Genomic DNA, 13,405 nt, shown 5'->3' with positions numbered 1-13,405 from the left:
GCGGCGCGGCAGAGTTCCTCGGCGCATCACTCCGCAGCTTGCAGACGCCGCCCGTCGATAATGGTCTTGATCTCGGCGCGGCAAGAGCCGCAATTGGTGCCGGCGTGAAGGACGGCTCCGATTGCCGCGACGCTGGTACAGCCGCCGCGTACCGCTTCCGCGATCTGGTTGGCACCGACCCCGAAACAGGCGCAGACGATGGCACCGCGGTCGACGCTGTTGCCGCCCGGCCGCCCGGCGACAATCGCCAGTCGCGCCTGCCGATCGGCATGTTCAGCACCAAGTTGTTCGACCGCCCAGCCGCGCGACACCGCTACCGGCGTAGGCGCAAGATAGAGCGCGCCGACCAGCCGATTGCCTGCGAAACGGGCGAAGCGATGGTGCCCGCCGGCGATGTCGTGATAGGCGAGCGTCTCGCCTTCCATGCCTAACAGCGCGGCGGCCAACCCGGTCCAGTCGCGGCTGTCCTGCAGCGCAATTTCAAGCCGCCAGCCGGCGGGGCTGCGGGCGAGGCTCCAGTAGTCGGCGTCGATCGATGCGGGCCGTTCGGCGAGCACGGCGAAGCCGAAGGCTGTGGCGGCGAACCGCTCGATGCGGGCAGCAACATTCTTCGAGGCCGGTTGGCCTGAAATCGCATCGGTCGTCGGCGCGACCAATGCATCGACGCGCGCGCGGGCGGAGAACTGATCGGTCCAGTGCATCGGTACGAATACAGAGCCTTGGCGTTGACGCACCGTCACCAGGGCGCGGACCAGCACCTCGCCATGGGCAGTCGAGACGCGTACGATCTCGGCATCGCCGATGCCGAAGTGCTGCGCATCGGACGGGTGGATTTCGACGAACGGTTCGGCCATGTGCTGCGACAAGCGCGGGCTCCTGCCGGTCCGCGTCATGGTGTGCCAATGGTCGCGCACGCGCCCGGTGTTGAGCACCAGCGGGTAGTCCGGGCTGGTGCGGGTTTGTGCGGCTGGGCGGATGGTAATGAAGCGCGCCTTGCGGTCGGGCGTGTAGAAATTGCCGTTGGCGAAGAAGCGGGTGGTAAGTGAGGCTCGTCTTGCCTGAACCCCCAAGTCTTTTTCACTTTCAGCCTGAGCACCCCCCTCTGGCCTGCCGGCCATCTCCCCCGCAAGGGGGGAGATTGGCAGCTTTGGCGCCGGCTCTCCCCTTGCGGCATTGGAGATTAGCGAAGGCCGTGATGATAGCCGATCTCCCCCCTTGCGGGGGAGATGGCCGGCAGGCCAGAGGGGGGTGGCTTGGCTCGGCGCTGGCCATTGGAATGGCGCCAACTCCTCGTAGATCTCGGCACCGATATCGCCATACGCGCCGATGTCGAAATCGCGGTCGCCGTCATTCTCGAAGCCCGACAACGCGGCATGCTCGGCGAAGATGTCGGCCGGCGACACATGCGAAAACGCCTCGCCAAAAGCCATCCGCTTGGCCACTTCGGCGATGATCCACCAGTCGGGTCTTGCCTCGCCGGGCGTGGCCAAAAAGGCGCGCTGGCGCGAGATGCGGCGTTCCGAATTGGTGACGGTGCCGTCCTTCTCGCCCCATGCCGCCGCCGGCAGCCGGACATGGGCGTGGCGGACCGTGTCGGTCTCGCCCAGCACGTCCGACACCACGACAAACGGGCAGGCCTTGATCGCCGCTTCGACGGCATCGGCATCCGGCATCGAATCGACGGGGTTGGTCGCCATGATCCACAGCGCCTTGATGCGTCCGTCGGCCACCGCCTCGAACATCTCGACCGCTTTCAGGCCGGGTTTTTCGGCGACGGCTGGCGCGTTCCAGAAGCGCTGCACGCGGTTCCGGTGCTCGGGATTTTCGATCTCCATGTGGGCGGCCAGCATGTTGGCCATGCCGCCGACCTCACGGCCGCCCATGGCGTTGGGCTGGCCGGTCACCGAGAACGGCCCGGCGCCGGGCTTGCCGATGCGGCCGGTGGCTAGATGGCAGTTGATGATGGCGTTGACCTTGTCGGTGCCCGAAGACGACTGGTTCACGCCCTGGCTGTAGACGGTCACCGTCTTCGCCGTCGCGGCAAACAGACTGTAGAAGCGGGCCAGTTCATCCTCGCCAAGGCCGGTGGCTGCGGCGATGCCGGCCAGGTCGAGCGCCGAGGCGGCGAAGAGCGCTTGCCCGAAGCCAGTCGTGTGCGCCGTGATATAGGTGCGGTCCAACGCGTTGTGCTGGCCGAGATAGGCGAGCAGGCCGGTGAACAAAGCGACGTCGCCATCGGGCGCGATCGCCAGATGCATGTCGGCGATGTCTGACGTCATGGTGCGGCGTGGGTCGATCAGCACCACCGTCATCTCGGGCCGCTTTTCCCGGGCCGCGGCGATGCGCTGGTAGAGCACCGGATGGCACCAGGCGAGATTGGAGCCGACCAGCACGATCAGGTCGGCAAGTTCCAGATCATCGTAATTTCCCGGAACGGTGTCCGAACCAAAGGCGCGGCGGTGGCCGGCGACGGACGATGCCATGCACAGGCGCGAATTGGTGTCGATATTGGCCGAGCCGATGAAACCTTTCATTAGCTTGTTGGCGACGTAATAGTCCTCGGTCAGCAACTGGCCGGAGACGTAGAGGGCGACCGCGTTGGGGCCGTGTTCGGCAATGGTTTGCGAGAAGGTCGAAGCGACAAGGTCGAGCGCTTCGTCCCAGCCGGTGCGGCGACCGTGAATCTCCGGATGAAGCAGCCTGCCTTCGAGATCGGTGGTCTCGGCCAGCGCCGAGCCTTTGGAGCAGAGCCGGCCGAAATTCGCCGGGTGGTCCGGGTCGCCACGAACGGTTATTTCACCGTCCGCGGCGACCTTCGCCAGCACGCCGCAACCCACCCCACAATAGGGGCAGGTGGTCCTCACCTCGCGCGCTTCATCGATCTGCATGGTTCACGCCGCGCGGCTGGCCAGCGCTTCCAGCGCAATGAACAGCCGCTCGCCGTCGATCCGCACCGCGATGGTGCGCACCGCGCCCTCGTCGGCGCCGAGCGCCTTGCCTGTCTCCAGCGAGATCACCCAATTGTGCAAGGGACAGGTCACCGCCGTGCCATGGACGATGCCCTGGCTGAGCGGCCCACCTTTGTGCGGGCAATGGTCATCGATGGCAAAGACCTGATCGTCAGCCGTACGAAAGACGGCGATCTTGCCTTCGGGCGTTGCGACGCAGCGCGCACCGCGACGCGGAATGTCAGACAGGGAGCCGATCGATACCCAATTCATGTGGCCATTCCTCTTTTGCGCGTATTCTTGTCCGAAAACCGCATTCCACTTTTCGGGGACACGCGCCTACTCCGCCGCCTGCGCAAAACCGACCGAAGCCATCGGCCGGAATTCATGCTTGTCCTTGCCGGAAGCACGTTCCGACCACGGGTCGACCTGGGCGAATTTCTGCGAAAAGACGAAGCGGTCGAAATAGGCCTTGCGCTTCTCGCCATCGTCCATGATCTGACGCTTGATCTCGGCGATGCCAATGCGCTTGGCCCATTTGTAGATGCGCTCGAGATAGCGGCCCTGCTCGCGATACATCTGCGTCAGTGCCACGATATGCTCCAGCGCCTCGTCCTCGGTCTTGACCAGGCCAAGCACTTCGGTGCCCTTGATGTCGAGGCCGGCGGCGCCGGCGAAATGGATCTCATAGCCGCTGTCGACGCAGATCACGCCGACATCCTTGCAGGTCGCCTCGGCACAGTTTCGGGGACAGCCCGACACCGCCATCTTGACCTTGGCCGGCGTCCAAGAGCCCCACATGAATTTTTCGATACGGATGCCCAAGCCGGTCGAATCCTGCGTGCCGAAGCGGCACCAGTCCGAGCCGACGCAGGTCTTCACCGTGCGCAGTCCCTTGGCATAGGCGTGGCCGGAGACGAACCCGGCCTGACCGAGATCGGCCCACACTGCCGGCAGGTCTTCCTTGCGGATGCCGAGCATGTCAATGCGCTGGCCGCCGGTGACCTTGACCATCGGAATGTCGAACTTGTCGACGACATCGGCGATGGCGCGCAATTCGGCGGCGTTGGTGACGCCGCCCCACATGCGCGGCACTACCGAATAGGTGCCGTCCTTCTGGATGTTGGCGTGGACGCGCTCGTTGATGAAGCGCGACTGGTAATCGTCGGCGTATTCGTCGGGCCAGTCGCAGACGAGATAATAGTTGAGCGCCGGCCGGCATTTGGCGCAGCCGCAAGAGGTCTTCCACTCCAGCTCCTGCATGACGGCGGGAATGGTCTTCAGGCCCTTGGCCTTGATCAGCCGGCGGACCTCATCATGGCCAAGCGAGGTACAGCTGCACATCGGCTGGACCGCCGCGGGGTTGTATTTGTCGCCGATGGTCAGCACCATGAGCTTTTCGACCAGCCCGGTGCAGGAACCGCAGGACGCCGACGCCTTGGTGTGGGCGCGCACATCGTCGAGCGAGGTCAAGCCCTTGGCCGTGATCGCGCCGGTGATCTTTCCCTTGCATACGCCGTTGCAGCCGCAGATTTCCGCATCATCCGGCAAGGCTGCAACGGCCGCCATAGGGTCCAGGGGGGCGCCTCCCTGGTAGGACTGGCCGAAGATGAGCGTGTCGCGCATCTCGGATATGTCGGTCTGCTTCTTCTTGAGATCGTTGAACCAGGCGCCGTCCGTCGTCTCGCCGTAGAGCACGGTGCCGATGATGCGGTCGTCCTTCAGCACAAGGCGTTTGTAGACGCCGGCGGCGGCATCGCGCAGCACGATCTCCTGGCGGTCCTCGCCCTCGGCGAAGTCGCCGAGCGAGAACAGGTCGATGCCGGTGACCTTGAGCTTGGTCGGCGTGTCCATATGGACGAAAGCTGCCGCCTCGTTACCAGCCAGCTGGCTGGCGGCGACGCGCGCCATCTCATAGAGCGGCGCGACTAGCCCGTAGACCTGGCCGTTGACCTCGGCGCATTCGCCGATTGCGTAGATGTCCGGGTCGTTGCTGCGCATGCCGGCGTCGACGACGATGCCGCGATTGACCGCAATGCCGGCTTCCTTCGCCAGCACCGCGTTCGGCCTGATACCCACCGCCATGACGACGAGCGTTGCGGGAATGACGGTGCCGTCGGCAAGCTCCACCCGCTCGACCTTGCCGTTGCCGGTGATCGCCTGCGTGTTGGCCTTGGTGATGACCTTGATGCCGCGCTGCTCGACGGCACGCTGCAGGAGATAGCCTGCGGCCGGATCGAGCTGACGCTCCATCAGCGTCGGCATGACGTGCAGCACGGTGACGTCCATGCCTTGTGAGTTCAAGCCCGCTGCCGCCTCGAGCCCAAGCAGGCCGCCCCCAATGACGACAGCCTTGGCCCGCGACTGGGCGGCAAGCATCATGGCCCGGACGTCGTCCAGATCGCGATAGGTGAGCACGCCCGGCAGGTCATGGCCGGGCACCGGAATGATAAACGGCACCGAGCCGGTGGCGATGACGAGTTTGTCATAAGGCTCGGTCACGCCATGATCGGAGGTGACGGTCTTTGCCTGCCGGTCGATGGCGACGATCTTGTGGCCCTTGTAGAGGGTGATGCCGTGCTTGATGTACCAGCCGTCGCCATGGATGATGATCTCCTCATAGGCCTTTTCGCCCGACAGAACCGGCGACAGCATGATGCGGTCGTAGTTCACGCGCGGCTCGGCGTTGAAGATGGTGACCTGGTAGCGCCCAGGCGCCTTTTCCAGGAGATGCTCCAGCATGCGCCCGGGGGCCATGCCGTTGCCGATGATGACGAGTTTTTCGGTCATGTCCTGATCCACTCCGCTCTCACTCAGCCGCGTAGGAAAGGCCCGAAGCTTCGGCAGACGCCGTGCGCTCCATCCGCCGGATGGAAAAATGCATCCAGGCAAAGCAGGTGGCGACGATGACGAAGAGCAGCATGAAGCAGCTCGACCAGACGCCGGTGAGGTCGTTGAGCACGCCGAAGGCGATTGGCAGGATAAAGCCGCCGAGCCCGCCAATCATGCCGACAACGCCGCCGACCGCGCCGACACTCTGCGGATAGTAAGCCGGGATGTGCTTGTAGACGGCGGCCTTGCCGAGGCTCATGAAGAAGCCGAGCACACAGGCCACGGCTATGAAGGCGAGCGGGCCGATCTCGAAATGGAAGGCGATCGGCCCGCTGATACCGCGCACGACGTAGTCTGCCGAGGGGAGAGACAGAACGAGAGTCGCGACGGCACTCACAGCGAAGGTGCAGTAGAGCACGGTGCGGGCGCCGATCCGGTCGGAAAGCACGCCGCCATAGGCGCGGAAAATACTTGCCGGAATTGAATAGGCCGCGCCGATCATGCCGGCGGTCGCAAGCCCGAAGCCGTAGACGCCGATCAGGTAGCGGGGCAGCCACAACGACAGCGCCACGAATGCACCGAAAGCGAAGAAATAATACAAGGCGAAACGCCAGACCTGCAGGTTCTTGAGCGGCGCGAATTCCTGCAAGAAGCTTCTCGCGGGTGCAGCCTTGCCGGCGCGGCGCTCGCGAATGACCGGATCGTCGCCGGTCGTGAACCAGAAGACTGCAGCCATGACGACAAGTGCTGCCGCCCAGATCAGCGCGACCGTCTGCCAGCCCCAGGAGAGAAGCACGAACGGTGCCAGGAACTTGGTGACCGCGGCACCGACATTGCCGACACCGAAAATGCCAAGCGCCGTACCCTGCTTGCCGGCCGGGAAGAAACGCGAGACATAGGCGACACCGACGGCGAAGGAACCGCCGGCGAGCCCAACGCCTAGCGCGGCGGCCAGCATCTGCCCGTACGTGTGCGCAAACGCGAGCAGGAAGGTCGCGACCGCCGCCGCAAGCATGGTCGCGGTGTATACCAGCCGTCCGCCAAAACGGTCGGTCCAGACACCGAGCACCATGCGCACGAGCGAGCCGGTGAGGATCGGCGTGCCGACGAGCAGCCCGAACTCCGTCTCGTTCAGCCCCAGCTCCTGCTTTATGCGCACGCCGATGATCGAAAAAATCGTCCACACCGCGAAGCAGACGGTGAAGGCGATGGTGGACATCACAAGCGCCTGCCGGGGAGCAGTGTCCTGGCTGGGCGCGGCTGGGAGATTTGCGGTCATTTTCTGGCTCCGGTTTGCGGCGTGGGGGGCACCGCCCTTGGCTGTTCGTTCGCGACTGTCAGCGGCGTGGCATCGGCGAACTGGTTGAAAACCGAGCTGTGCACGGTCACTTCGAAACCTTTGCCGTCAGTCTTGGCGCCAGCGGGAAAGAGGACGAGCGCGGCGGTGAACAGCGCGCTGCTGGCCAGAAAAATGGCGGCGCGTGAATTCCGCGAGGCACGCGCCAGGTCCGATCCGTTTCGTCATCGTCGTCTCCGGTTGGCGCCGCTTGGGACCAGCGCCGTCGATTGCGTCAAAACAAAAAAGCCGCCGGCCAGGTCTTCGCGTCCGGGATTCCGGGAGCGCGTGTGGACCTGAGCGGCAGCTTTGCCTGTGGCGCCCGCCATTGGACGCCGTGTCACTTGGCCCTTGCGGGCCTTACATTTTGGAAAGCAGGAAGCGTGCCAATTCGACAGCACTCTTAATTATCGAATGAAATCAATATGAACCGCAGCCGCGCGACTTTTGACCAAGCTCGGCAGCGGATCAAAGATTAGTCAAAATGCCTTGCACAGCAGCATAATATTTGTGCAATGCGGTAGATTGCCCATTGCCGATGCAGATTGCCAATGATGATGACGCGTTTTCCCGTTATGGCCTCACTCCGCGGCTTCGACGAAGCGGTGGCGTTCGTAGAGGAATTTCAGCACCGCCTCGCGGCAGCGCAGGAAGGTGCGGTCGGAGGAAAGCTCGATGCGCCGACGCGGCCGGGCCAGCGGCACGGGAAGAACCTCGCCGATGGTGGCTGCCGGCCCGTTGGTCATCATGACGATGCGGTCGGACAACAGCACCGCCTCGTCGACATCGTGAGTGATCATGATCGTCGTCGAGCCGAGTCTGGAATGGATATCCATCACCGCGTCCTGCAGATGCGCACGGGTCAGCGCGTCGAGCGCCCCGAACGGCTCGTCGAGCAAAAGAATCTTCGGCTCCATCGCGAGCGCGCGCGCAATGCCGACGCGCTGCTTCATGCCGCCCGAAATCTCCGCTGGGCGCTTGTCTTTCGCATGCGCCATCTGCACGAGATCGAGATTGCGCATGATCCAGTCATGCCGTTCGGCCCGGCTCTTTTTGCCGCCGAAGACCTTGGATACCGCGAGGTTGATGTTTTCGTAGACGGTCAGCCATGGCAGCAGGCTGTGGTTCTGGAACACCACGGCGCGTTCGGGACCGGGGCTGTCGACCTCCTTGTCCTCCAACAGAACCGCGCCGGCGGAGACCTTGGCCAGCCCGGCGATTAGATTGAGCAAGGTCGACTTACCGCAGCCGGAATGGCCGATGATCGAGACGAATTCGCCCTTGTCGATGGTCAGTCTTATGTCCTTCAGGACGTCGCTGACCTGGCCGCCGCGCATGAAGGATTTATCGATATGGTCGAGTTTCAGATAGGCCGTCATCGTCCATCTCCCACTTTGCCGTTGTGCCGCGGGTGACGAAGACGCCGACCGCCGCGACCAGGCGGTCGAGGCAAAAGCCGGTGACGCCGATATAGGCGAGTGCGACGATGATGTCGGGCAGCCGCGACGAATTCCAGGCATCCCAGATGAAGAAGCCGATACCGACGCCGCCGGTCAGCATTTCGGCGGCGACGATGGCGAGCCAGGACAGACCGATCCCGATGCGCAAGCCGGTGAAGATGTAAGGTGCCGCGGCCGGCACCATGATCTTCACGAAGAATTCGAGCTGGTTGAGCCTGAGGATGCGGGAGACGTTGCGATAGTCCTCTGGAATGTTGCGGACGCCGACGGCGGTGTTGATGATCACCGGCCAGATCGAGGTGATGAAGATGACGAAGATTGCCGACGGGCTGGAATCGCGGAACGCCGCCAACGACAGCGGCAGCCAGGCGAGCGGCGGTACCGTGCGCAGGATCTGGAACACCGGATCAAGGCCGCGCATCGCCCAGATCGACTGGCCGACCAGAGCGCCGAGCGCGACGCCGACGACCGCCGCAAGGCCAAAGCCGATGGCGACGCGCTGCAGCGAGATCAGCACCCGCCAGGCGAGCCCAATGTCCTGCGGGCCATTGTTGAAGAACGGATGGGCGATCAGGTCATAGGCCTCGTTCCAAACCTGGCTTGGCGGCGGCAGGCTGGCCGTCGGCGACGAACAGGCGATCTGCCAGACGATGAGCATGATGGCGACGACGATGACCGGCGGCACCAGCGTGCTGGCCAGCTTGCCTGAGATTGCGGCCGGGTCGAAGCGACGCCGCGCCCTGGCGGTGAAGGCGATGATTTCGGCGGGCTTGGAAGGCGCGGGGAACGGCTTCACCTTGCGGTCCTTGATGGCTTGGATAGACATTTCTCGAACGTTCCTTTGGCATTTGACGACAAGGGCGCCGTTGCGCTTGCGGCGACAAACGGCGCGAGCGCCGTTTGCACCGTTCAGGCCGATGCCTTGATCTTCAGGCTGTCGAGATAGGCGGACGGGTTCTCCGGATCGAACACCTTGCCGTCGAAGAAGGTCTCGGCGCCGCGCGATGAAGACGCCGGGATATCGGCCGCGGCGACACCAAGATCCTTGGCCGCTTCGCGCCACAGATCCTCGCGATTGACCTGGGCGACCAGCGCCTTGATGTCGGTGGTCGGCGCGAACTTGCCCCAGCGGATGTTTTCGGCGAGGAACCAGCTGTCGTGGCTCTTGAAGGGATAGGACACGCCGCCCTGCCAGAACTTCATGTAGAGATCTGTGCCGTTGGCGACGCGGCCATTGCCGTAATTGATGTCGCCCTTGAGGCGGCCGATGATGTCGGCGGTCGGCACGTTCATCCATTGCCGCTTGCCGATGATGGCGGCCATCTCGTCCTTGTTTTCCTTGGCTTCGCACCATTGCTGGGCTTCCATGACGGCCATCAGGATCGCCTTGGTGGCGTTCGGATACTTGTCGATGAAGGCGGCGCGCAGGCCGAGCGTCTTTTCCGGATGGCCCTTCCATAGCTCGCCAGTGGTAGCGGCGGTGAAGCCGACGCCCTGGTGGACGAGCTGCTCGTTCCACGGCTCGCCGACACAGAACACGTCCATGTTGCCGACCTTCATGTTGGCAACCATCTGCGGTGGGGGCACGACGATGGTCGAGACGTCCTTGTCGGGATCGATGCCGCCGGCGGCCAGCCAGTAGCGCAGCCAGAGGTCGTGCGTGCCGCCCGGGAAGGTCATGGCGGCCTTGACCTCCTTGCCAGCGGCCTGCTTGGCGGCGAAGGCATCCTTCAGCCTGGAGGCGTCGAGGGCGACGCCGGTGGCGGCATATTCCTGGGCAACGGAAATGCCCTGGCAGTCGTAGTTGAGGCGCGCCACGATCGCCATCGGCAGCGGCTGCTTGTTTTGCGTCACCTTGCCGGTGTGCATCAGATAAGGCATCGGCGTCAGGATATGGGCGCCGTCAATGCCGTTGGCTTCGCCGCCGAGCACCAGATTATCGCGCGTCGCCCCCCAGGAGGCTTGCTTGAGCACCTCGACATCGGGCATGCCGAATTTCTCGAACAGGCCTTTCTCCTTGGCGATCATCAACGGCGCCGCATCGGTCAATGCGATGAAGCCGAGCTTGGCGCCCGTGACTTCCGGTACGGCGGTAGCCGCATAGGCGCCGGAGGGCAGCAGCGCACGCGCCGCGGCCAGCGTTGCCGCGGTGGCCGCGCTGATCCTCAGGAAATCGCGGCGGCTCATCGCCGTTTGGGCGGAATGGCTATTGGTGCTTCTCGTCATCGTCATCTCCGGTTGGGCGCGGCTTGGGATCGGCGCCGTCGATTGCGTGTTCGACCAAAACAAAAAAGCCGCCGGCCAGGCCGCGCGCGTCCGTCCATCCGGGATCGCGTGTTGACCTGAGCGGCAGCGTTGCCTGTAGCGCCCGCCATTGGACGCCTATTCCGTGACCCCGAGAAGAGTCTGCCTATTGCAACGCAGGAACCGTGCCAGTTTCGGAATGGATGATAAACATCAATGAGATCAACGGCATGCCAAAATCGTCGGCGCCCCGGCCCGCCGGGCGAGCAAGCCAAAGATTGTTCATTAGCGCAGTTGCACGCACATTTTTTGTGCAGTGCACAAGAATGGCGCCGAAATGATCAGACTTCGGCGCGCGCCAATTTCTGGCCGGCAATGTAGGCGTCGATCTCGTCGGGATCGAAGATCTGACCGTCGAAGAAACCATCGGGACCGAGCACCAGGCTTGCCCCCGCCGAACCGACCGGAGTCGCGGCCTTCAGCGCGCCCTCGACCTTGGCATTGGCACCGGGAAGCGCCACGCCAAGCGGCTTCAACGCCGAGCGGTAGAGATCGGGGCGGTAGCAGTCGCGGGCAATAGCGAGGTTTTCCGGCGTGTGCGCGACATGCCCCCAGCGCACCATCTGCGTGTAGAACCACAGCGCATGGCTCTTCCACGGGAAGTTCGCCGCCTTGTCGAAGGGCAGAAAGAAGTCGCCGACGCTCAGTTCGGCGCCGCCGCCGAGCGCCAGATGCCCGCTGAGGATCGGCATCTGCAGCGCCGGCGCCAGGCCGAGGAAGGCTGGCTGCGCCATCAGGGCCGCGAGTTCGCCACGATTTGCCGGATCCTGGCACCAGCGCGCCGCGTGATGCAGCGCACGCAGCAGAGCCGAAAGCGCGTCCGGCTCTCTTTCGGCCCATGCCTTGCGCACGCCGACGACTTTCTCCGGGCTGGTCTTCCAGATGGCCGCCTTGACCGTGGCGATATGGCCGGTGCCGGCGACGACCGCGGCGCTGTTCCAGGGTTCGCCGACGCAGTAGCCGTCGATCCTGCCGGCGGCGAGCGCGTCGGCCATGAATGGCGGCGGCACGATGACGATTTCGATTTCACGCGACGGGTCGATGCCGCAGGCGGCGAGCCAGTAGCGCAGTTCGTAATTGTGCCCGGAATGCGGATGGACGACGGCGAAGCGCAGCGGATCGCCGCCGCCATTCGCCCGTTCGCGGATCAGCGCGCCCAACGCCTTGCCGGCCCGCGCCGGATCGAGATCGGGTTGGGCGCCGTGCGCGGCCATACCGGCCCAGACCGCGTTCGAAACCGTCACGCAATTGCCGCCGAGGCCGAGCGAGAACGGCACGACGGTGTCGGAGGCGAGCGGCGTCAGCCCCAGATTGCAGGCGATCGGCATCGGCCCCAGCATATGCGCCAGGTCGAAATGGCCGATGGCGATGCGGTCGCGGATGTTGGCCCAGGACGTTTCCCGGTTGAGCGTCAGGTCGATGCCTTCACGTAGGGCGAAGCCGATTTCCTTCGCCGCGACAAGGATAGCGCTGTCGAAGAGCGGCATGAAGCCAACATTGATCCGGTACTCGGCCGCCATCGTCAACTCTCCTCGGGATCCAGAAGCCCTGCCGCCGTCACCAGGCTCTGCGCGATTTCGGCGATCTTGCGGTTCTGGTTCATGGCTGTCCTGCGCAGCAGCGTGTAGGCCGCGTCCTCCGACAGGCCGCGCGACTTCATCAGGATGCCCTTGGCGCGATCGATCACCTTGCGGCTCTCCAATTCGCTGCGGGCTTCTTCCAGCTCGCGCGCCATGCGCGAGAAGGCGTTGAAGCGGCTGATCGCCATGTCGAGGATCGGCTTGACCCGCTCCTGGCGCAGGCCGTCGACGACATAGGCCGACACCCCGGCTTCCACCGCTGCCTCGATCGACGCCTGGTCCGAACGGTCGACGAACATGGCGATCGGCCGCTTCACCACGCGCGAAAGCTGGAACATGTTTTCCAGCATGTCGCGGTTGGGATTTTCGAGATCGATGACGATGACGTCGGGTTCGATCTCGGCGATCCGCCGCGCTATGCCGGCGACGTCGTGGATGACCGTGACCTGCTGATGCCCGGCCTCCCGCAATCCCGCTTCGATTATGGAAGCGCGGATGTGGTTTTCATCGATCACCAGGACAGTGAGGGATTTGCGGATCATGCCGCATTTTGCGCAGGCGAGGCGATTGTGCAATGCGGTATAGCGAGATTCACGGAAACAAAGCCGACGCGCCGCCTGAGGCACTGGACGCGACGGCCGGCGCGACGCGGGCGGCGGTCGGCGACAACGAACGGGCAACACGCCTGTCCGGCGTCTGCGCCTGGCAGGCGATCACCGTGCCCTACATCATCTCGAGCGGGCTCGCACTGCTCTACATCGGCCTAATCAAAGCGCCGTCACTGTCGCTTGCCGAACCGCTGGTGCTGCGGCCGCGGCGGCTCCACCATCATCGGCGCGCTGATCCTCACCCGAAACGCTGTACGGTCGGATAGTCATGGGATTTGAAAGCGTCCTTTACGGCTGCAGGCCAAATATCAGTCGTCTTTGACAAGACCACCGCGTG

The 13,405-nt window shown here is 64.1% G+C and carries 9 protein-coding genes and 1 pseudogene; 1 reads left to right on the top strand and 9 read right to left on the bottom strand.

Annotated elements, in window-relative coordinates:
• Nucleotides 1–26 precede the first annotated feature (26 nt).
• From NMG46_RS02175 to NMG46_RS02135, 9 genes are all read right to left on the bottom strand, one after another.
• The gene (locus NMG46_RS02175) at nt 27–2,888 is read right to left on the bottom strand and encodes a nitrate reductase (protein WP_254816083.1); all 2,862 of its coding nucleotides are present in this window, start codon (nt 2,886–2,888) and stop codon (nt 27–29) included.
• Nucleotides 2,889–2,891: 3 nt separating this feature from the next.
• Nucleotides 2,892–3,221 carry a nitrite reductase small subunit NirD gene (nirD, locus tag NMG46_RS02170; RefSeq protein ID WP_254816082.1) on the bottom strand — a complete coding sequence of 110 codons (330 nt, stop codon included), beginning with the start codon at nt 3,219–3,221 and terminating at the stop codon, nt 2,892–2,894.
• A gap of 66 nt (nt 3,222–3,287) precedes the next feature.
• Nucleotides 3,288–5,738 carry a nitrite reductase large subunit NirB gene (gene nirB / locus NMG46_RS02165; protein WP_254816081.1) on the bottom strand — a complete coding sequence of 817 codons (2,451 nt, stop codon included), beginning with the start codon at nt 5,736–5,738 and terminating at the stop codon, nt 3,288–3,290.
• Nucleotides 5,739–5,757: 19 nt separating this feature from the next.
• Entirely contained in the window at nt 5,758–7,059 is a 1,302-nt protein-coding gene (locus tag NMG46_RS02160; protein WP_254816080.1) for a nitrate/nitrite transporter, read from the bottom strand.
• Between the two features lie 638 nt (nt 7,060–7,697).
• Nucleotides 7,698–8,495 carry an ABC transporter ATP-binding protein gene (locus NMG46_RS02155; RefSeq protein WP_254816079.1) on the bottom strand — a complete coding sequence of 266 codons (798 nt, stop codon included), beginning with the start codon at nt 8,493–8,495 and terminating at the stop codon, nt 7,698–7,700.
• Nucleotides 8,461–9,402 carry a nitrate ABC transporter permease gene (ntrB, locus tag NMG46_RS02150; RefSeq protein ID WP_254816078.1) on the bottom strand — a complete coding sequence of 314 codons (942 nt, stop codon included), beginning with the start codon at nt 9,400–9,402 and terminating at the stop codon, nt 8,461–8,463. Before ntrB ends, NMG46_RS02155 begins: the two co-directional genes overlap by 35 nt.
• Nucleotides 9,403–9,485: 83 nt before the next feature.
• Entirely contained in the window at nt 9,486–10,802 is a 1,317-nt protein-coding gene (locus tag NMG46_RS02145) for a CmpA/NrtA family ABC transporter substrate-binding protein (RefSeq protein WP_254816077.1), read from the bottom strand.
• 359 nt (nt 10,803–11,161) lie between these two features.
• Nucleotides 11,162–12,400, bottom strand: a complete 1,239-nt coding sequence (locus NMG46_RS02140) for a CmpA/NrtA family ABC transporter substrate-binding protein (protein WP_254816076.1) — start codon at nt 12,398–12,400, stop codon at nt 11,162–11,164.
• A 2-nt stretch (nt 12,401–12,402) separates the two neighbouring features.
• The gene (locus NMG46_RS02135) at nt 12,403–13,002 is read right to left on the bottom strand and encodes an ANTAR domain-containing response regulator (protein ID WP_254816075.1); all 600 of its coding nucleotides are present in this window, start codon (nt 13,000–13,002) and stop codon (nt 12,403–12,405) included.
• A 113-nt stretch (nt 13,003–13,115) separates the two neighbouring features.
• On the opposite strand from NMG46_RS02135, the pseudogene NMG46_RS02130 reads away from it, so the two are divergent.
• Nucleotides 13,116–13,311, top strand: a pseudogene (locus NMG46_RS02130) (ABC transporter permease); the annotation flags it as partial.
• Nucleotides 13,312–13,405: the final 94 nt, after the last annotated feature.

It is taken from the genome of Mesorhizobium sp. LMG 17147, assembly GCF_024297145.1.
GTDB lineage: Bacteria > Pseudomonadota > Alphaproteobacteria > Rhizobiales > Rhizobiaceae > Mesorhizobium.
The sequence above is the reverse complement of the archived record's forward strand: the minus strand, read 5'-3'. Positions and strand labels throughout refer to the sequence as shown.

Excerpts from the sequence above, each read along its gene's own strand:
- nirB (WP_254816081.1), bottom strand. The coding sequence starts at position 5,738 with ATGACCGAAAAACTCGTCATCATCGGCAACGGCATGGCCCCCGGGCGC.
- NMG46_RS02135 (WP_254816075.1), bottom strand. The coding sequence starts at position 13,002 with ATGATCCGCAAATCCCTCACTGTCCTGGTGATCGATGAAAACCACATC.
- NMG46_RS02145 (WP_254816077.1), bottom strand. The coding sequence starts at position 10,802 with ATGACGAGAAGCACCAATAGCCATTCCGCCCAAACGGCGATGAGCCGC.
- NMG46_RS02160 (WP_254816080.1), bottom strand. The coding sequence starts at position 7,059 with ATGACCGCAAATCTCCCAGCCGCGCCCAGCCAGGACACTGCTCCCCGG.
- ntrB (WP_254816078.1), bottom strand. The coding sequence starts at position 9,402 with ATGTCTATCCAAGCCATCAAGGACCGCAAGGTGAAGCCGTTCCCCGCG.
- NMG46_RS02175 (WP_254816083.1), bottom strand. The coding sequence starts at position 2,888 with ATGCAGATCGATGAAGCGCGCGAGGTGAGGACCACCTGCCCCTATTGT.
- NMG46_RS02155 (WP_254816079.1), bottom strand. The coding sequence starts at position 8,495 with ATGACGGCCTATCTGAAACTCGACCATATCGATAAATCCTTCATGCGC.
- NMG46_RS02140 (WP_254816076.1), bottom strand. The coding sequence starts at position 12,400 with ATGGCGGCCGAGTACCGGATCAATGTTGGCTTCATGCCGCTCTTCGAC.
- nirD (WP_254816082.1), bottom strand. The coding sequence starts at position 3,221 with ATGAATTGGGTATCGATCGGCTCCCTGTCTGACATTCCGCGTCGCGGT.